Raw genomic sequence first — 17,866 nt, 5'->3', positions numbered from 1 at the left:
CTGCATGCACTTCGCTTGCAGGGTTCGCCTTGCGCCGCCGCACCAGTCCGGTCTGCGGTGGCGTGTTTCCCTTCATACCACACCGCTACCCGGCGGTGCTTTTTATACTGTGATGCCATGGAAATTTTCGGCGTTCCATTACAAGCGATGATGAGCCAGCTGCTGCTGGGTCTCGTCAACGGCTCGTTCTATGCCATGTTGTCCCTCGGTCTGGCCGTCATCTTCGGCTTGCTCAATGTCATTAATTTCTCGCACGGCGCCATGTATATGATGGGCGCCTTCCTGGCCTGGATGGGCCTCAGCTATTTCGACATCAATTACTGGGCCATGCTGGTCATCGCCCCGATCCTCGTCGGCCTGGTCGGCATCCTGATCGAAAAGACCATGCTGCGCTGGTTATATAAACTCGACCACCTGTATGGCTTGCTGTTGACCTTCGGCATCACCCTGATCATGGAAGGCGTGTTCCGCTCCTTCTATGGCGTCTCGGGCCAGCCGTATGCCGTGCCGGAAGCGCTGGCCGGCGCGACGGACCTGGGCTTCATGATTTTGCCGAACTACCGCGCCTGGGTGGTGATCGCCTCGCTCTCCGTGTGCCTGGCTACCTGGTTCGTCATCGAAAAAACCAAGCTGGGCGCCTACCTGCGGGCCGGCACGGAAAACCCGAAACTGGTGGAAGCGTTCGGCATCAATGTGCCGCTGATGGTGACGTTGACGTTTGGCTTCGGCGTGGCGCTGGCCGGTTTCGCCGGCGTGCTGGCCGCGCCCATCATTCAGGTTTCGCCGCTGATGGGCTCGAACCTGATCATCGTCGTGTTTGCCGTGGTGGTGATCGGCGGCATGGGTTCCATCATGGGCTCCATCCTGACGGGCCTGGGCCTGGGCGTAATCGAGGGACTGACCCGCGTGTTTTACCCGGAAGGTTCGGCCACCGTGGTCTTCGTGGTGATGGTCATCGTGCTGCTGCTGCGTCCCGCCGGCCTGTTCGGCAAAGAAAAGTAATCCTCATCAGTCATGTATTGGAGCTACCACGATGAATAAGAATGTAGGCTACGCCATTGCCTTGCTGCTGGCGTTGGCGGCCCCGTTTTACGGCTATCCCGTCTTCCTGATGAAGTTGCTGTGCTTTGCCCTGTTTGCCTGTGCCTTTAACTTGCTGATCGGCTATACGGGCTTGCTGTCGTTCGGCCATGCGGCCTTCTTTGGCGGCGCCGGCTACGTCACCGGCTACGCGCTGCGCACCTGGGGCTGGCCAACGGAATTGGGCTTGCTGGCCGGGGTCGCCACGGGCGCCTTGCTGGGGCTGGTGATCGGCGGCCTGGCGATCCGCCGCCAGGGCATCTACTTTACGATGATCACCCTGGCACTGGCGCAGATGGTGTATTTTCTGGCTTTGCGCCTGCCGTTCACGGGCGGCGAAGATGGCTTGCAGGGTGTTCCACGTGGAACCTTGCTGGGCATGATAGACCTGGGTAATGACACGGTGCTGTACTACGTGGTGCTGGCCATCTTCATCGCCGGCTTCGCCCTGATCGTGCGCACCATCCACTCGCCATTCGGCCAAGTGCTCAAGGCCATCAAGGAAAACGAACCGCGCGCCATCTCGCTGGGCTACGACGTCAACAAGTATAAGCTGATGGCCATCGTGCTGTCCGCTTCGTTAGCCGCCCTGGCCGGTGCCACCAAGACGCTGGTGCTGGGCTTTGAAACCCTGACCGATGTGTACTGGGGCATGTCGGGCCTGGTCGTGCTGATGACCTTGGTGGGCGGCATGGGTACGCTATCTGGTCCCATCCTTGGCGCCGTGCTGATCATCGCGCTGGAAAACAAGCTGGGCGATGTCGGCACTTATCTGGCTACGCACACGGGTATCGAGTGGTTCGGCACCCTGGGCGAATCGGTGGGCATGGTCACCGGCGTTATCTTTGTCATCTGCGTGCTGATGTTCCGGCGCGGCATCGTCGGCGAAGCCATCGCGCGCTTCGGTGGCAGGGCGGCCAAAGCCGCAGTCTGATTTTCAAGCAACGCCGGACGAATAGTCCGGCGTTTTTCATTGTGCGTCCACTGTTACCTCAACGGAGAGAACCACCATGCAAACGACGATCACGCGCGCTGTGAGCGGCCTGTGCACCCTGCTGGCGTTGGCAGCCTGTGGCAGCAACCATGCGCCGGAAGAACTGAACCAGATGCCCGGCTACCTGGGCGCCATCACGCGGGTCGACTACGATGGAAAGACGAACGATCTGCTGACGGCCGGCCTGGGCAAGACGGGGCTGGCTGGCGCCGCGCCCGCGTATGCGAATGCCGAACAGCCGACGCCGCTCGATCTGCGCCGCAATGCGATATACGCGAACTACCGCGCCGTGCTCGACATTGCCGCCAACAGCGGCTATGGCACCCTGTACGGACCGAACGTCGATGCGTCGGGGAACGTGGGTACGGGCGAGGGCCTGGTGGCCGGCAGTGAATACATCGCCTATGCGGATGACGGCACGGGCAAGAAGAATGTCACCTTGATGGTGCAGGTGCCGGCCAGCTTCGATCCCGAGCATGCCTGCATCGTCACGGGCACGTCGAGCGGCTCGCGCGGCATCTACGGCGCCATCGGCAGCTCGGGCGAATGGGGTCTGAAGAAGGGCTGCGCCGTGGCGTATGCGGACAAGGGTTCCGGCACGGGCCTGTATGTGTTTGAAGAAGACAGCGTGAATCTGCAGAATGGCGTGCGCGCGGGCAGGGTGGCCGCCGGCAAGAGTGCGCTCTTTGTGCCCGACTTGAACGACGCGGACCGGCTGGCCTGGGCCGCCGCTTATCCGAACCGTATCGCCTTCAAGCATGCGCACTCGCAGCAGAACCCGGAGAAGGATTGGGGCAAGGTCACCTTGCAGGCGGTCGAGATGGCATATTATGTGTTGAATGAGCGCTACGGCGTGCTGGCCCGCGATGGCAGTTCGCACATCGTACGGTTGACGCCGAAGAACACCATCACGATTGCCTCGAGTATTTCCAACGGCGCCGGCTCGGCCTTGCTGGCGGCGGAACAGGATAGCAAGGGTTTGATCAGCGGCGTGGCCGCCAGCGAGCCGCAGGTCCAGCCGGCAGCATCGAGCGCCTACAGCGTGCGCCAGGGCGGGGTGGTGGTCGCCAATCCTGGCCGTGCGCTGTTTGACTATGCCACCTATGCGGCCCTGTATCAGCCGTGCATCGCTTCCGTGGCGGGCAATGCGGGACGCTGCACGGCGCTGGTGGCCAAGGGCTTGTTGAATGGCGCCGACCTGGTGGCGCAGCAGGCGGATGCGAAGCTGCGCTTGCGCGCGTATGGCTGGTTGCTTGACTCCGATCCGCTGCAAGCCGCGCATGCGGGAACGAATATCCTGGTGGCCGTCACGTATGCCTATGCCTATGGGAAATTTTCCGTGACGGACAGGGTGTGCGGTTTCACGTTTGCGCAAACGGATGGCAGCGGCAATCCGGTCGCCTTCACTTCGGCGCAGAAGGCGGCCAGCTTTGCGGCGCAAAACGGCATCCTGGGCAGTGTCGTGTACGAGAACAGCGTGGGCGGCGCCAGGGGCTACACTGCCGGCGTGTCCCCTTCGTCCAATCTGGCGGATCAGTCGCTCGATGGCTTCCTGTGTCTGCGCAGCCTGGCGACGGGCAAGGATGCCGTCAGCGGCGCCAACTTGCAAGGCACCCTGGATGGGCAGAGCGTGCGCGTGCGGGCAGGCATGGCCGAGGTAGCGGCTAGCGGAAAATTGCATGCCAAGCCGGCCATCATCGTGCAGGGCCGCAGCGATACCCTGATTCCCGTCAATCACGCTTCGCGCGCCTACCTGGGATTGAACGTCGCGGTGGAAGGGACGAATAGCAAACTGCGCTATATCGAGGTGAGCAATGCCAACCACTTCGATTCCTTCAGCAGCGCCTTGCCGACCCTGATCGTGCCCTTGCATGTGTACCTGAACCGGGCACTCGACGCCATCTATGCGCATCTGTCTGCCAAGCAAGCCTTGCCGCCCTCGCAGGTGGTGCGCACGGTGACGCGCGCCGATGCGTCGACCTTGATCACGAATGTCAACTTGCCGCCGATTGCGGCAACACCAGCCGCAGGCAATGTGATCAGCGTGACGGGGACGGTGGTGGATGTGCCCAACTGAGTGTCATAACGCGGCTGCATAGATGGCGCGGGCATCCTCGCGCGTGACGACGCGCGGATTGTTTCCCAGCAATCGCGTCTGCAGCATGGCGTCGTCGGCCAGCCGGTCCAGGTCGCTGGCCGCGATGCCCACCTCGCGCAGGCTGCGTGCGATGCCGGTGGCCAGGGCAATATCCTGCATGGCATCGATCAGGGCCACGGCCCGCGCTTCCTCGCTGCCCGTGATGCCGGGCCGCACGACGGCCGCCAGTTCCGCATACAGCGGCGCCGCGTGCGACAGATTGAACCGCAGCACATGCGGCAGCACCAGCGCATTCGACAGGCCATGTGGCACGTGGAACAGGCCACCGATGGGATAGGCGAGCGCGTGCACGGCCGCGACGGGCGCATTGGCAAACGCCTGGCCGGCTAGCATGGCGCCAAGCAACATGGCCTCGCGCGCCGGCAAGTTGCAGCCATCGCGGCAGGCCGTGAGCAGATTGCCGGACAGCAGTGACAGCGCCTGCATGGCCAGCATATCGGAGAATGGATTTTTCAGCAGGCGGCTGGTGTACGCTTCGATCGCATGCACCATGGCGTCGATGCCGGTGGCTGCTGTCACGGCGGGGGGCAAGCCCAGGGTCAGGCCGGCGTCGAGAATGGCCAGGTCCGCATACAGTTGCGGCGCGACCACGCCCATCTTGCTGGTGGCCCCTGTGGTGACGATGGCGATCTGCGTCACTTCCGAGCCTGTGCCGGCCGTGGTCGGCAATTGCACCAGGGGCAGGCGCTGGCCGTGGACATTGCCGATGCCATACAGTTGCGCCAGATCCTGGTGGCCGGGAGCCAGCACGGCCACCAGCTTGGCCACGTCCAGCGAGCTGCCGCCACCGAGACCGATAATCAGTTCCACGTGAAACATCCTGGCCTGGGCCACGCCGGCCAGCACGATCGCTTCGGGCGGATCGGCTTGCACGTCGGAAAAGACACGCACGTCGATACCCGCCGTGCGCAAGCTATGCAGCGGAACATCGGCGAGTCCCGTGCGCAGAAAACCTGCATCGGTGACGAGCAGGGCGCGGCGCACCGTGGGGAACTGATGGGCAATGTGCGCGCCCAGCTGGGCGGAGGCGCCCGCTTCAATGATCAGATGCGGCACGGTGCGGAACTGGAAGGCGGGCATGCAGACTCCTGACAACAAGGACAGTAGCCAAGCTTACTCCGCTTTTTCACCCTGTGCATGTTTCACGTGGAACCATACCTGGGGGCTACTCCCAGTCCAGCGCGCCACGTTTCCATTCATACGCCAGGCCGATGGCCAGTACGCTCAAAAAACCCATCACAGCCCAGAAGCGGGGCAAGCCGAGTTCGTTCACGTTGGCCGCCCACGGCATCAGGAAGATGACCTCGATATCGAACAGGATGAAGAGGATGGCGACCAGGTAGAAGCGGATGTCGAACTTCATGCGCGCATCGCCGAACGCTTCGAAGCCGCATTCGTACGGCGACAGCTTGTGCGGATCGGGTTTGTGCGGAGCCAGCACGCGCCCCAGCAGCATGGGCACGATGCCGACCAGGATACCGATCAGAATGAACAGGAGGACGGGAAAATAGTTTTGGAGGAGCATGGGGATTCCTCTCAGTGGCTGGAAGACATCTTCATCAGCACGATGCCGCACACGATGAGGACGGCGGCGCACACGCGCATGGCATTCAGTTGTTCACCGAGGGCGATGATGCCGACGATAAAGGCGCCGACGGCACCGATGCCGGTCCAGATGGTGTAAGCCGTTCCCAAGGGGAGGGTGCGCATGGCAATCGACAGCAAGCCGAAGCTGGCGATCATCATGACCACGGTAATCACGGAGGGAGTGAGTCTGGTGAAACCCTCGGAGAGTTTCATCGAGTATGCCCACACGACTTCAAACATGCCGGCAATCAGTAAAAGTATCCAGGCCATGGCGGCTCCTTATACAGAGCGGGCCGTCCCGGTGTGTGCCCATGATGGGGGAGGCCGTCCTCCTGGATGATCGTCCCGTTGGCCACTGGCGTGACCACGGTGTTGCGGACGATGCGGCAATTGTAGCAAACATTGCCCGCCGCTGTAGCCCCATCGCCAGCCCATGAAGTGTTCCACGTGAAACAGAAATCGCCGGTTTCTTGCCACTGCTGAGTAAAAATTAAGCAAAAATTGGCCCGTGGAAGGTTGCGCTCGCAAAAAGACTCTATAATCGGAGCTCTCTTCTCGCATTTTTACTTGCACTGTTACCTATTTATCATGTTATTTCCTACAGAATTCGACGTCATCGTTGTCGGTGGTGGTCACGCCGGTACCGAGGCGGCCCTCGCTTCCGCCCGCATGGGGCAGAAGACGCTATTGCTCACGCATAATATTGAGACACTGGGCCAGATGTCGTGCAATCCCTCCATCGGTGGCATCGGCAAGGGCCACCTGGTCAAGGAGGTCGATGCCATGGGCGGCGCAATGGCGATCGCCACCGACGAATCCGGCATCCAGTTCCGCATCCTGAACTCGTCGAAAGGCCCGGCAGTCCGCGCCACGCGCGCCCAGGCCGACCGCATTCTCTATAAAGCCGCCATCCGTACGCGCCTGGAAAACCAGCCGAATCTGTGGCTGTTCCAGCAAGCGGTCGATGATCTGATCGTCGAAGGCGACAGAGTCGTTGGCGCCGTGACGCAGATCGGTTTGAAGTTTCTCGCGCGCGCCGTGGTCTTGACGGCTGGCACTTTCCTCGACGGCAAGATCCACGTGGGCTTGAATAACTACTCGGCCGGCCGCGCCGGCGACCCGCCTGCCATCTCCCTGTCCGCCCGTTTGAAGGAATTGAAGCTGCCGCAGGGCCGCTTGAAAACGGGCACGCCGCCGCGCATCGATGGCCGCACGATCGATTTTTCCGTGATGCAAGAACAGGCCGGTGATCTCGATCCCGTGCCCGTCTTCTCGGTGATGGGCAACACGGCCATGCATCCGCGCCAGGTGCCGTGCTGGGTCACGCACACGAATAGCCAGACGCACGACATCATCCGCGCCGGCCTTGATCGCAGCCCCATGTACACGGGCGTCATCGAGGGCGTGGGTCCCCGGTATTGCCCTTCCATCGAAGACAAGATCCACCGTTTCTCGGGCAAGGAATCGCACCAGATCTTCCTCGAGCCGGAAGGTTTGACGACGCATGAGTTCTATCCGAATGGCATCTCCACGAGCTTGCCGTTCGACGTACAGATCGCCCTGGTGCAATCGATGAAGGGCATGGAAAACGCGCACATCCTGCGCCCCGGCTATGCCATCGAATACGACTATTTCGACCCGCGCGGCTTGAAAGCCTCGCTGGAAACGAAGGCGGTGGCAGGCCTGTTCTTCGCCGGCCAGATCAACGGCACCACCGGCTACGAGGAAGCGGCAGCGCAAGGCATGCTGGCGGGCCTGAATGCGGCCTTGCTGACGCAGGACAAGGAAGCCTGGGTACCGGGCCGCTCCGAGGCGTATCTGGGCGTGCTGGTCGACGATCTGATCACCCAGGGCGTGCAGGAACCGTACCGCATGTTCACCAGCCGTGCCGAGTACCGCTTGAGCCTGCGCGAAGACAATGCCGACATGCGCCTGACGGAAATCGGCCGCACCCTCGGTTGCGTGGGCGACGCCCAATGGCAAGCCTTCGAGACCAAGCGCGAAGCGGTGGCGCTGGAACTGCAGCGCCTGCGTTCCACCTGGGTCAATCCGCGCATCCTGGCGGCAGCCGAATCGGAACGCATCGTCGGTCAGGCTATCGAGCGCGAGTACTCGCTGGCGGACCTGCTGTGCCGCCCGAACGTCGCCTACGACACGCTGATGAGCATGACGGGCATGGAAGGCCAGGCTCTGGCCGGCCCCGGCGTGCAGGATCCCGCCGTGCGCGAGCAGGTGGAAATCCAGCTCAAATATGCAGGTTACATCGAGCGCCAGAGCAAAGAAATCGAGCGCCACGAACACTATGAAAACCTGGCCTTGCCGGCCGGTTTCAATTACCTGGACATCGGCGCGCTATCGGTCGAAGTGCGGCAAAAACTCGACAAGCAGCGCCCGGAAACCCTGGGCCAGGCATCGCGCATTTCCGGCGTGACGCCGGCGGCGATTTCGCTGCTGTTGGTGCACTTGAAAAAGCGCGGCTTCGGTGCCGCGCAGACCACCACTTTAAAGGATGAGGTTGTTGAATGAAGCAGTTTGACCGGGCCGCACTGGCCCAGATTTTGAATGAAGGCATCGCCGCGCTGGGGTTGGACCTGAGCGCGGATCAGACGGAAAAACTGCTCGATTACCTGGCCTTGCTGGCCAAATGGAATAGCGTGTACAACCTGACGTCGGTGCGCGATCCCATGCAGATGCTGACCTTGCACGTGCTCGATTCGCTGGCGGCCGTGCCCGCGTTCGCGGACGCCAAAAACGTGCTCGACGTGGGCGCCGGCGGCGGCTTGCCGGGCATGGTGCTGGCCATCGCGCGGCCCGATGTGAAGGTGTCGATGATCGACACGGTGCATAAAAAGACGGCATTCTTGACGCAAGTGAAGGCGGAACTGGGCTTGAGCAACGTCACCGTCTACACCAAGCGGGTGGAACAGCTGGAAGTGCAGCAGAAATTCGACGTGATCACCTCGCGCGCTTTCGCCGACCTGTCCGACTTCGTCAACTGGTCGGGTCACGTGCTGGAAGAGGGCGGTCAGTTCATCGCCTTGAAAGGGATAGCGCCACCAGACGAGCGCGAGCGGCTTCCAGCGGAATGGCAAGTTACCGAGCTACGCGCAATCGCGGTGCCAGGGCTAAATGCAGAGCGTCATCTGGTCTTTATAACAAGAGTTTAAACGCCAGAAATTAAACGATATAAATCATATAAATGGTTTATACGGTATAAACAATATAAACCGTATAAACGATTTATATCGTATAAATGAAATAAACAGTATAAATCGTTTCGGCGCGATGCCGGGGCGCACGATGAAGTTTGCATCTCTTTACAACTAGAAGATACATGGCCAAAATTTTTTGTGTAGCAAATCAAAAGGGTGGTGTTGGTAAAACCACAACAAGCGTCAACCTCTCCGCCGGCCTGGCCAAGTTGAACCAGCGTGTGCTGTTGGTCGACCTCGACCCGCAGGGCAATGCGACCATGGGCGCCGGCATCAACAAGGCCGGCCTGAAGGCGTCTACCTATGAAGTCATGCTGGGCGAGTCCGATGTCAAGACGGCACGCCAGCGTTCGGAAGCGGGGCGATTCGATGTCTTGCCGTCGAACCGCGAACTGGCCGGTGCCGAAGTGGAGATGGTCGAACTGGACAACCGCGAACGCCGCCTGAAGGATGCGCTTGCCGAAGTCGACAGCGAATACGATTTCATCCTCGTCGATTGCCCGCCTGCATTGTCGATGCTGACCCTGAACGGCCTGTGCGCCGCGCATGGCGTGATCATCCCGATGCAGTGCGAGTACTACGCGCTGGAAGGCTTGTCCGACCTAGTCAACACCATCAAGAAGGTGCACGCCAACCTGAACCCGGATTTGAAGATCATCGGCTTGCTGCGCGTGATGTTCGATCCACGCATGACATTATCGCAACAAGTGTCGGCCCAACTGGAGCAGCACTTCGGCGACAAGGTCTTCAATACCATCATTCCGCGCAATGTGCGCCTGGCCGAAGCGCCATCGTACGGCTTGCCCGGCGTGACCTTCGACCCCAGCTCGAAAGGTGCCCAGGCGTACATCGCCTTCGGCGCCGAGATGGTCGAGCGCATCAAACATATGTAAACAAGCCCGGGGTCAGGCCCGCCGGGGGAATGTATCCCAATGGGATGCATTCCGATTCCTCCGGAACTGACCCCAGCACTTGCCGTTGGGTTAAAGGCAAATAGCAATATAGATAAGATTATTAGGACAGCATGGCTACGAAAAAATTAAAAGGACTGGGTCGCGGACTCGACGCCCTTCTGGGCGGCGGCGACGACTTCGCCAGCCCGGACACGCATCAACCGTCCAACTTGCCCGTGTCACAAATGCAAGCTGGCAAGTACCAGCCACGCACGCGCATGGACGAGGGGGCCCTGAACGAACTGGCCGCCTCGATCAAGGCGCAAGGACTGATGCAGCCCATCCTGGTGCGCCCGATCGGGCAAGATACCCTGAGCGGCTTGATCAAATATGAAATCATCGCCGGTGAACGCCGCTTCCGCGCCTCGCAGCTGGCTGGCCTGACGGAAGTGCCGGTGCTGGTGCGCGATGTGGATGACCTGGCCGCCGCGGCCATGGCGCTGATCGAAAACATCCAGCGCGAAGACCTGAACCCGCTGGAAGAGGCGCAGGGCATCCACCGCCTGATCGCCGACTTCAATTTTACGCATGAGCAAGCGGCCACTGCGCTGGGACGCTCGCGCAGTGCGGTGTCGAACCTGCTCCGCCTGATGAACCTGGCCAGCCCCGTGCAGACCATGTTGATGGCCGGCGATATCGACATGGGCCATGCGCGCGCCTTGCTGGCGGTCGATGCGGCCAGCCAGATCAACCTGGCCAACCAGGTGGTGGCCAAGCGCCTGTCGGTGCGCGAAACGGAAAAGCTGGTGACGCGCACCGCCGAAGAAGCGGCCAACCCCGTCGAACCGCGGCAAAAGGAAAAGTCCGGCGACATCGCGCGCCTGGAAGAAGAGTTGTCCGATGCGCTGGCCACGCCCGTGGTGTTCAAAATGGGCAACAAAGGCCGTGGCCAATTAGTGATCGATTTTGCCGATCTTGACGTGCTCGATGGTTTGTTGACCCGCTTGCGTGGTTAAATAGCAAGCTGCAAAGACATGGGGAGTGCGGTGTGGACAATCCGGACATGCTTTCCAGATGTACCACGTAATTCCTTGATAACACGGCTGGAAGCGGCCAGACAAGCGACTTTGCCATATAGTGGTGCAAATGGCGGCGAATAGTCGGTAAAGCGTCAGTTTCACGCAGCAATCGCCCTGCTGCGGTGCAGCAACGTTTGACTCTATAGATCAAAGCCAACTATAATCCCGTGTCTTTGCGTGTGTAGATTTTTCTGGGAACCTGGCAATTGAGTGATTCACAACAAAGTATTGCCAAGCCCGTCTACAAAGTAGTTGCCTTGCAGCTAGCAATCGTGATCAGTTTTGCCACGCTCACCGTGTTTTTCGGTGGCAGTGTCAGAGGCTGGTCCGCCGCATGCGGCGGTGCGATCGCCGTCGCCGGCAGCCTAGCGTATGCCTTGCTGGTGGTTCGCGGTAATAGCGACGCCAAAAAGGCTTTTCGCGCGCACTTGCGTGCGGAAATGGTGAAAATATTTATTACAGCGGTGCTGTTTATATTGGCACTGGTGTTGTTTCAGTCGGCCGCCTGGTTATGGCTGATATTGGGTTTCGCGGTGGCAACCTTAGCATACTGGTTTTCATTGCTCGCTGTTTAATCATTGGTTTTGGGGCCTGTTGTGCTCTGAAACGACAAATCTAAATTCATTATGACCACAGAACACGCTATTGAAGCGGGCCATGCTGCCCCGGCCAACGCCACAGAATACATCAGCCACCATTTGGCCCACTTGAAAAGCGCCGATGGCGCCTTCAACCTGGACACATTCTGGGTGTCTGCCATCCTGGGCTTTGTTTTCCTTGCCGTTTTCTACATGGCTTCGCGCCGCGCGACGGCCGGTGTTCCTGGCAAACTGCAAAACTTCGTTGAAATGATCATGGAAATGGTCAATGAGACTATTAATGGGGCCTTCCACGCAAAAAGCAAGATCATCGCGCCGCTGGCCATCACGATTTTCGTGTGGGTCTGGTTGTTGAACGCAATGGACTTCCTGCCGGTTGATCTGCTGCCGAAAGTGTTGAGCTGGTTTGGCGTGCACAAGCTGCGCGTGGTGCCTACCGCCGACGTGAACCATACTTTTGCTATGTCGTTCTCGGTCGTTCTGTGCATTATCGCGTTTTCCGTCAAGGCCAAGGGCCTGGGCGGCTGGATCAAGGAATTGTTTACCGCGCCTTTCCATGCAAGTGGCATCATCGGCACGATCTTGTTGGCACCAGTTAATTTCTTGCTGCAAATGGTTGAGTTGGTTGCAAAACTGATCTCCCTGTCGCTGCGACTGTTCGGCAATATGTATGCCGGCGAGCTGATTTTCATCTTGATCGCGTTGTTGCCTTGGTGGGCACAGTGGGCGTTGGGTGGTCCATGGGCAATTTTCCATATCTTGATTGTAACTTTGCAAGCTTTTGTGTTTATGGCGTTGACGGTTGTGTATCTGAGCCTTGCGGTTGAGAAACATTAATCAGCAACTTTATATTTTGTTTTTTTAGTATCTTTCGTTTTTAAATTTAGGAGAATTTTATGCAAGCTCTGATCGCACAAGTACAAAGCATGACCGTTCTGGCAGCAGCAATCATCATCGGCCTGGCCGCAATCGGCACCGCTCTGGGCTTCGCTATTCTGGGTGGCAAATTCCTGGAAGCTTCGGCACGTCAACCAGAACTGATGCCACAACTGCAAACCAAACTGTTCGTTATCGCTGGTCTGCTGGATGCTATCTCGATGATCGGCGTTGGTATCGCTCTGCTGTACACGTTCGCTAACCCGTTCCTGTCGGCTCTGACCGCTGTTGCTCAGTAATTCGCTCCAACCCTAGGAGAAACTTTTAGTTAGGAGCAAAGGTATGGACATCAATATGTCGCTCATCGGCCAGATGATCACCTTCGCGGTGTTGGTCTGGTTCTCGATGAAGTTCGTATTTCCAGCGCTGAACAATGCGCTGGATGAGCGTGCCAAACGAATCGCGGATGGATTGGCTGCGGCCGATCAAGGTCAAGCTTCGATGGCTGTCGCTGAAAAGCGTGCGCAAGAGGCATTGAACAGTGCACGTGAAGAAGCGTCGCAACGCGTTGCGGACGCTGAAAAGCGCGCGCAGCTGGTTGCTGAAGAGATCAAGCAAAATGCACAAGCTGAAGCTGCGCGTATCATTGCGCAAGCCCAGTCGGACGCCGAACAGCAACTGTCGAAAGCACGCGAACAATTGCGCGCTCAGGTGGCTGACCTGGCTGTCAAGGGTGCCGAGCAGATCTTGAAGCGTGAAGTCAACGCTACGGCTCACGCCGAAATGTTGCAGCGTCTTGCTGTCGAGCTGTAATCATGGCAGAACTCGCAACCGTCGCCCGTCCCTACGCGGAAGCTTTGTTCCGCGTAGCCCAAGCTGGTAAGGAGTCAAGCAACCTCGCGGCGTGGTCCGAACTGGTGTCCGAACTGGCACAGATCGGTAGCCACCCCGAGGTACAGGCGTACGCGCGCAATCCGAAAGTTTCGGAAAGCGACGTCGCCGCCACCATCCTGTCGTTGTTGAAATCGCCGCTCAATGAGGAAGTGAAAAACTTCGTCACGTTGTTGATCGAAAATGGCCGCATCAGCCTGCTGCCGGAAATCGGCGCGCAATTCCATACCTTGAAAAATGGTCTGGAAGGTGCGGCTGACGCCGAGATCACGAGCGCTTTCGATCTGAGCGAAGGCCAAACGGCCGAGCTGGTCGCAACGCTGGAAAAGAAATTCAGTCGTAAGCTCAACCCTGCCGTCACAGTGGATCCATCGCTGCTCGGCGGCGTGCGCGTGGTTGTTGGCGACCAAGTGCTCGATACCTCGGTGCGCGCCAAGCTGCAGCAACTGCACGCTGCATTGGTGTCGTAAGACACGCGCTTCGGCAGGCCAGCTAAGACAGACCCTTACCCCTCGCGCAAGCTGAGAGAAACACTTTTAGGAGTTAGTATGCAACTCAACCCATCTGAAATCAGCGAGTTGATCAAGAGCCGGATCCAAGGTCTTGACGGCGGCGCTGAAGTGCGTAATCAAGGCACGGTTATTTCCGTCGCCGACGGTATCTGCCGCATCCACGGTTTGTCGGACGTGATGCAAGGCGAGATGCTGGAATTCCCAGGCAACACGTTTGGCCTGGCAATGAATCTGGAACGCGACTCCGTCGGTTCCGTGATTCTGGGTGCCTACGAGCACATCTCCGAAGGCGACACGGTGAAATGCACCGGCCGCATTCTGGAAGTGCCAGTCGGTCCTGAACTGCTCGGCCGCGTTGTCAACGCGCTGGGTCAGCCAATCGACGGCAAAGGCGCCATCGAGACGAAACTGACGGCCGCGATTGAAAAAATCGCTCCGGGCGTGATCGCCCGTGAGTCCGTTTCGCAACCTATGCAAACCGGCCTGAAGTCGATCGATGCGATGGTTCCAGTTGGCCGCGGCCAGCGCGAACTGATCATCGGCGACCGTCAAACCGGCAAGTCGGCTGTGGCGATTGATGCGATCATCAATCAAAAAGGCCAGGGCATGAAATGTATCTACGTCGCGATTGGCCAAAAAGCCTCGTCGATCAAGAACATCGTGCGCTCGCTGGAACAGCACGGCGCGATGGAATACACCATCGTTGTCGCCGCTTCCGCTTCGGAATCGGCCGCCATGCAATACATCTCGCCGTACTCCGGTTGCGCCATGGGCGAATATTTCCGTGACCGCGGTGAAGATGCACTGATCGTCTACGATGATCTGTCCAAACAAGCTGTTGCATACCGTCAAATCTCGCTGCTGCTGCGCCGTCCACCAGGTCGCGAAGCGTACCCAGGCGACGTGTTCTACCTGCACAGCCGCCTGCTGGAACGCGCAGCACGCGTGAACGCCGACTACGTCGAGAAGTTCACCGACGGCGCCGTCAAAGGCAAGACCGGTTCCCTGACGGCACTGCCGATCATTGAAACGCAAGCTGGCGACGTGTCCGCATTCGTTCCAACCAACGTGATTTCGATTACCGACGGTCAGATCTTCCTGGAAACCTCGCTGTTCAACGCCGGTATCCGTCCTGCTATTAACGCCGGTATCTCCGTATCGCGCGTCGGTGGCGCCGCCCAGACCAAGGTCATCAAAAACCTGTCCGGCGGTATCCGTACCGACTTGGCGCAGTACCGTGAACTGGCTGCGTTTGCGCAGTTCGCTTCGGACCTGGATGAATCGACCCGCAAGCAGCTGGACCGTGGTGCCCGCGTAACGGAATTGCTCAAGCAAGCCCAGTACTCGCCACTGTCGATCTCGCTGATGGCCGTATCGCTGTTCTCGGTGAACAAAGGCTTCATGGACGACGTGCCAGTCAAGCAAGTGCTGTCGTTCGAAGCTGGTGTCCACGCTTACATGAAGACCAAGCAAGCTGCTCTGCTGGCCAAGATCGAAGAAACCAAGCAACTCGACAAAGACAGCGAAGCAACTCTGTCGGCGGCCATTGCTGATTTCAAGAAATCCGGCGCATATTAAGCGGCCAGGCGGCGCCCACCTCGAGTGAGGCGCCGCCCTACGCGCAGAAGGAGTAAGGACTCATGGCATCAAGCAAAGAGATACGAGGCAAGATCAAGAGCGTAGAGAATACGAAGAAGATCACCAAGGCGATGGAAATGGTCGCCGCGTCCAAAATGCGCAAGGCGCAAGACCGGATGCGGGCCGCTCGTCCCTACAGTGACAAGATTCGGAATATCGCCGCCAATCTGGCGAATGCCAATCCGGAATACACGCACCCGTTCCTGGCAGCTGCCCAGGGTACGCAAGCGAAGGCAGTTGGTTTCATCGTTGTCACGACCGACAAGGGTCTGTGCGGCGGCATGAACACCAACATCCTGCGCCAGGTGACGTCGAAGTCGCGCGAGCTGGAAGCAGCTGGCAACCGGATTGAAGCAGTTGCCATCGGTAACAAGGGTTTGGGTTTTTTGAATCGCATCGGCGTCAAGATCGTCGCTTCTGCCATTCAAACTGGTGATACGCCCCACCTGGACAAATTGATCGGACCTGTCAAGGTCATGCTCGAAGAGTTCCAGGCAGGCAAGCTCGACGCAGTGTACCTGTGCTACACCAAATTCATCAACACGATGAAGCAGGAACCAGTGGTCGAACAGTTGCTGCCCCTGACGGCTGACAAGATGGTCGCCGACAAGAGCGCACACTCGTGGGATTACATCTACGAGCCGGATGCGCAAAGCATCATCGACGAATTGCTGGAGCGCTATGTAGAAGCGCTGGTGTACCAGGCAGTCGCGGAGAATCTGGCGTCCGAGCAATCGGCACGGATGGTCGCGATGAAAGCTGCAAGCGACAACGCGGGTAGTGTGATCGGCGAATTGAAGCTGATCTACAACAAGACCCGCCAAGCTGCGATTACCAAAGAACTCTCCGAAATCGTCGCCGGTGCGGCTGCGGTTTAAACGAATTTAACTATATTGAAGGAACGAACATGGCTGATGGCAAAATCGTTCAGTGTATCGGCGCTGTGGTGGACGTTGAGTTTCCCCGCAACGCGATGCCTAAGGTATTTGATGCCTTGAAGATGGCAGGCTCGGAACTGACCCTGGAAGTACAACAGCAGTTGGGCGACGGCATTGTCCGTACCATTGCACTCGGTTCGTCCGATGGCTTGCGTCGCGGCATGATGATTCAAAATACCGGCAAACCTATCATGGTGCCAGTCGGTAAGGCAACCCTGGGTCGCATCATGGACGTGCTGGGTAACCCGATCGACGAATGCGGCCCAGTGTCGCACGAGCAAGTCGCGTCGATCCACCGCACCGCTCCTGCATACGACGAACTGTCGCCATCGCAAGAACTGCTGGAAACCGGCATCAAGGTGATCGACCTGGTTTGCCCGTTTGCAAAAGGCGGTAAAGTCGGTCTGTTCGGCGGCGCTGGCGTAGGCAAGACCGTCAACATGATGGAACTGATTAACAACATCGCCAAAGCGCACAGCGGCGTGTCCGTGTTCGCTGGTGTTGGTGAGCGTACGCGTGAAGGTAACGACTTCTACCACGAGATGGCTGACGCGAAAGTGGTCGATCTGGAAAATCCAGAGAACTCCAAAGTAGCGATGGTCTACGGTCAGATGAATGAACCGCCAGGTAACCGTCTGCGCGTTGCGCTGACCGGCCTGACGATCGCTGAATCGTTCCGTGATGAAGGCAAGGACGTTCTGTTCTTCGTCGACAACATCTACCGCTTTACGCTGGCCGGTACCGAAGTATCGGCACTGCTGGGCCGTATGCCGTCGGCTGTGGGTTACCAACCAACCCTGGCTGAAGAAATGGGCCGTCTGCAAGAGCGTATCACGTCGACCAAGACCGGTTCGATCACCTCGATCCAGGCCGTCTACGTTCCAGCCGATGATTACACCGATCCATCGCCTGCTACCACGTTTGCTCACTTGGATTCGACCGTTGCGCTGTCGCGTGACATCGCTTCCCTGGGTATCTACCCAGCCGTGGACCCACTCGATTCGACCTCGCGTCAGCTCGATCCGTTGATCGTTGGTCAAGAGCACTATGACACCGCGCGTGCCGTGCAAACGACCCTGCAACGCTACAAGGAATTGCGCGACATTATCGCGATTCTGGGTATGGACGAGCTGGCACCGGAAGACAAACTGCTGGTGGCCCGCGCACGTAAGATGCAGCGTTTCCTGTCGCAGCCTTTCCACGTCGCTGAAGTCTTTACCGGCGCGCCTGGTAAATACGTTTCGCTCAAAGACACGATCAAGGGCTTCAAAATGATCGCTTCGGGCGAACTCGATCACCTGCCGGAACAAGCGTTCTACATGGTCGGCACGATCGAAGAAGCAATCGAAAAAGCCAAGAAACTTAACTAAGTTAAGTCTGGGCCTAACCCCGCCCCTTACCAGGCGGGG

At 58.8% G+C, this 17,866-nt stretch carries 18 protein-coding genes; 15 read left to right on the top strand and 3 right to left on the bottom strand.

All coding sequences use genetic code 11. From position 1 onward, the window contains the following. Nucleotides 1-117 precede the first annotated feature (117 nt). The 3 genes from ACQ4WN_RS12330 (at nt 118) to ACQ4WN_RS12320 (ending at nt 4,151) form a co-directional block, all read left to right on the top strand. Entirely contained in the window at nt 118-1,002 is an 885-nt protein-coding gene (locus ACQ4WN_RS12330) for a branched-chain amino acid ABC transporter permease (protein WP_070288905.1), read from the top strand. Nucleotides 1,003-1,033: 31 nt separating this feature from the next. After that, nucleotides 1,034-2,014, top strand: a complete 981-nt coding sequence (locus tag ACQ4WN_RS12325) for a branched-chain amino acid ABC transporter permease (protein ID WP_436551797.1) — start codon at nt 1,034-1,036, stop codon at nt 2,012-2,014. 76 nt (nt 2,015-2,090) lie between these two features. Continuing rightward, nucleotides 2,091-4,151, top strand: a complete 2,061-nt coding sequence (locus tag ACQ4WN_RS12320; protein WP_436551796.1) for a 3-hydroxybutyrate oligomer hydrolase family protein — start codon at nt 2,091-2,093, stop codon at nt 4,149-4,151. A 3-nt stretch (nt 4,152-4,154) separates the two neighbouring features. Here the strand turns inward: ACQ4WN_RS12320 and ACQ4WN_RS12315 are convergent, their stop codons facing one another. From ACQ4WN_RS12315 to sugE, 3 genes are all read right to left on the bottom strand, one after another. Beyond that, complete coding sequence (locus tag ACQ4WN_RS12315) at nt 4,155-5,312, bottom strand: iron-containing alcohol dehydrogenase (protein ID WP_436551795.1); 1,158 nt, start codon at nt 5,310-5,312, stop codon at nt 4,155-4,157. Between the two features lie 85 nt (nt 5,313-5,397). Continuing rightward, nucleotides 5,398-5,757, bottom strand: coding sequence for an NADH-quinone oxidoreductase subunit A (locus ACQ4WN_RS12310; RefSeq protein ID WP_436551794.1), 360 nt, complete (start codon nt 5,755-5,757; stop codon nt 5,398-5,400). Between the two features lie 11 nt (nt 5,758-5,768). Next, a complete protein-coding gene (sugE, locus tag ACQ4WN_RS12305) occupies nt 5,769-6,089 on the bottom strand; it encodes a quaternary ammonium compound efflux SMR transporter SugE (protein ID WP_436551793.1) in 321 nt (106 codons plus the stop codon). A 318-nt stretch (nt 6,090-6,407) separates the two neighbouring features. Between sugE and mnmG the strand changes: the two genes are divergently transcribed. The 12 genes from mnmG (at nt 6,408) to atpD (ending at nt 17,827) form a co-directional block, all read left to right on the top strand. Beyond that, the gene (gene mnmG, locus ACQ4WN_RS12300; protein ID WP_436551792.1) at nt 6,408-8,345 is read left to right on the top strand and encodes a tRNA uridine-5-carboxymethylaminomethyl(34) synthesis enzyme MnmG; all 1,938 of its coding nucleotides are present in this window, start codon (nt 6,408-6,410) and stop codon (nt 8,343-8,345) included. Then, nucleotides 8,342-8,986 carry a 16S rRNA (guanine(527)-N(7))-methyltransferase RsmG gene (rsmG, locus tag ACQ4WN_RS12295; protein ID WP_436551791.1) on the top strand — a complete coding sequence of 215 codons (645 nt, stop codon included), beginning with the start codon at nt 8,342-8,344 and terminating at the stop codon, nt 8,984-8,986. The genes mnmG and rsmG overlap by 4 nt, the downstream gene beginning before the upstream one ends. Before the next feature lie 167 nt (nt 8,987-9,153). Then, entirely contained in the window at nt 9,154-9,924 is a 771-nt protein-coding gene (locus ACQ4WN_RS12290) for a ParA family protein (RefSeq protein WP_046681849.1), read from the top strand. Nucleotides 9,925-10,055: 131 nt separating this feature from the next. After that, the gene (locus ACQ4WN_RS12285; RefSeq protein ID WP_436551790.1) at nt 10,056-10,940 is read left to right on the top strand and encodes a ParB/RepB/Spo0J family partition protein; all 885 of its coding nucleotides are present in this window, start codon (nt 10,056-10,058) and stop codon (nt 10,938-10,940) included. Between the two features lie 269 nt (nt 10,941-11,209). Further along, nucleotides 11,210-11,578, top strand: coding sequence for an ATP synthase subunit I (locus ACQ4WN_RS12280; RefSeq protein WP_436551789.1), 369 nt, complete (start codon nt 11,210-11,212; stop codon nt 11,576-11,578). Between the two features lie 51 nt (nt 11,579-11,629). After that, on the top strand, nt 11,630-12,439 hold the full coding sequence (gene atpB, locus ACQ4WN_RS12275) for a F0F1 ATP synthase subunit A (protein WP_215407227.1): 810 nt from the start codon (nt 11,630-11,632) through the stop codon (nt 12,437-12,439). A 59-nt stretch (nt 12,440-12,498) separates the two neighbouring features. Beyond that, nucleotides 12,499-12,777 carry a F0F1 ATP synthase subunit C gene (atpE, locus tag ACQ4WN_RS12270; RefSeq protein WP_071080009.1) on the top strand — a complete coding sequence of 93 codons (279 nt, stop codon included), beginning with the start codon at nt 12,499-12,501 and terminating at the stop codon, nt 12,775-12,777. Between the two features lie 43 nt (nt 12,778-12,820). Continuing rightward, a complete protein-coding gene (locus ACQ4WN_RS12265; protein ID WP_034752697.1) occupies nt 12,821-13,291 on the top strand; it encodes a F0F1 ATP synthase subunit B in 471 nt (156 codons plus the stop codon). A gap of 2 nt (nt 13,292-13,293) precedes the next feature. After that, a complete protein-coding gene (locus ACQ4WN_RS12260) occupies nt 13,294-13,839 on the top strand; it encodes a F0F1 ATP synthase subunit delta (RefSeq protein WP_010393786.1) in 546 nt (181 codons plus the stop codon). Between the two features lie 78 nt (nt 13,840-13,917). Continuing rightward, nucleotides 13,918-15,459, top strand: a complete 1,542-nt coding sequence (gene atpA, locus ACQ4WN_RS12255) for a F0F1 ATP synthase subunit alpha (protein ID WP_034752701.1) — start codon at nt 13,918-13,920, stop codon at nt 15,457-15,459. Nucleotides 15,460-15,521: 62 nt separating this feature from the next. Continuing rightward, the gene (gene atpG, locus ACQ4WN_RS12250) at nt 15,522-16,397 is read left to right on the top strand and encodes a F0F1 ATP synthase subunit gamma (protein WP_141171262.1); all 876 of its coding nucleotides are present in this window, start codon (nt 15,522-15,524) and stop codon (nt 16,395-16,397) included. Nucleotides 16,398-16,426: 29 nt separating this feature from the next. Then, nucleotides 16,427-17,827 carry a F0F1 ATP synthase subunit beta gene (gene atpD, locus ACQ4WN_RS12245; protein ID WP_010393778.1) on the top strand — a complete coding sequence of 467 codons (1,401 nt, stop codon included), beginning with the start codon at nt 16,427-16,429 and terminating at the stop codon, nt 17,825-17,827. The last annotated feature ends 39 nt before the right edge of the window (nt 17,828-17,866 follow it).

The organism is Janthinobacterium pasteuri (assembly GCF_051380775.1).
GTDB lineage: Bacteria > Pseudomonadota > Gammaproteobacteria > Burkholderiales > Burkholderiaceae_D > Janthinobacterium.
The sequence above is the reverse complement of the archived record's forward strand: the minus strand, read 5'-3'. Positions and strand labels throughout refer to the sequence as shown.

Excerpts from the sequence above, each read along its gene's own strand:
- ACQ4WN_RS12330 (WP_070288905.1), top strand. The coding sequence starts at position 118 with ATGGAAATTTTCGGCGTTCCATTACAAGCGATGATGAGCCAGCTGCTG.
- ACQ4WN_RS12325 (WP_436551797.1), top strand. The coding sequence starts at position 1,034 with ATGAATAAGAATGTAGGCTACGCCATTGCCTTGCTGCTGGCGTTGGCG.
- ACQ4WN_RS12320 (WP_436551796.1), top strand. The coding sequence starts at position 2,091 with ATGCAAACGACGATCACGCGCGCTGTGAGCGGCCTGTGCACCCTGCTG.
- ACQ4WN_RS12315 (WP_436551795.1), bottom strand. The coding sequence starts at position 5,312 with ATGCCCGCCTTCCAGTTCCGCACCGTGCCGCATCTGATCATTGAAGCG.
- ACQ4WN_RS12310 (WP_436551794.1), bottom strand. The coding sequence starts at position 5,757 with ATGCTCCTCCAAAACTATTTTCCCGTCCTCCTGTTCATTCTGATCGGT.
- sugE (WP_436551793.1), bottom strand. The coding sequence starts at position 6,089 with ATGGCCTGGATACTTTTACTGATTGCCGGCATGTTTGAAGTCGTGTGG.
- mnmG (WP_436551792.1), top strand. The coding sequence starts at position 6,408 with ATGTTATTTCCTACAGAATTCGACGTCATCGTTGTCGGTGGTGGTCAC.
- rsmG (WP_436551791.1), top strand. The coding sequence starts at position 8,342 with ATGAAGCAGTTTGACCGGGCCGCACTGGCCCAGATTTTGAATGAAGGC.
- ACQ4WN_RS12290 (WP_046681849.1), top strand. The coding sequence starts at position 9,154 with ATGGCCAAAATTTTTTGTGTAGCAAATCAAAAGGGTGGTGTTGGTAAA.
- ACQ4WN_RS12285 (WP_436551790.1), top strand. The coding sequence starts at position 10,056 with ATGGCTACGAAAAAATTAAAAGGACTGGGTCGCGGACTCGACGCCCTT.
- atpB (WP_215407227.1), top strand. The coding sequence starts at position 11,630 with ATGACCACAGAACACGCTATTGAAGCGGGCCATGCTGCCCCGGCCAAC.
- atpE (WP_071080009.1), top strand. The coding sequence starts at position 12,499 with ATGCAAGCTCTGATCGCACAAGTACAAAGCATGACCGTTCTGGCAGCA.
- ACQ4WN_RS12265 (WP_034752697.1), top strand. The coding sequence starts at position 12,821 with ATGGACATCAATATGTCGCTCATCGGCCAGATGATCACCTTCGCGGTG.
- ACQ4WN_RS12260 (WP_010393786.1), top strand. The coding sequence starts at position 13,294 with ATGGCAGAACTCGCAACCGTCGCCCGTCCCTACGCGGAAGCTTTGTTC.
- atpA (WP_034752701.1), top strand. The coding sequence starts at position 13,918 with ATGCAACTCAACCCATCTGAAATCAGCGAGTTGATCAAGAGCCGGATC.
- atpG (WP_141171262.1), top strand. The coding sequence starts at position 15,522 with ATGGCATCAAGCAAAGAGATACGAGGCAAGATCAAGAGCGTAGAGAAT.
- atpD (WP_010393778.1), top strand. The coding sequence starts at position 16,427 with ATGGCTGATGGCAAAATCGTTCAGTGTATCGGCGCTGTGGTGGACGTT.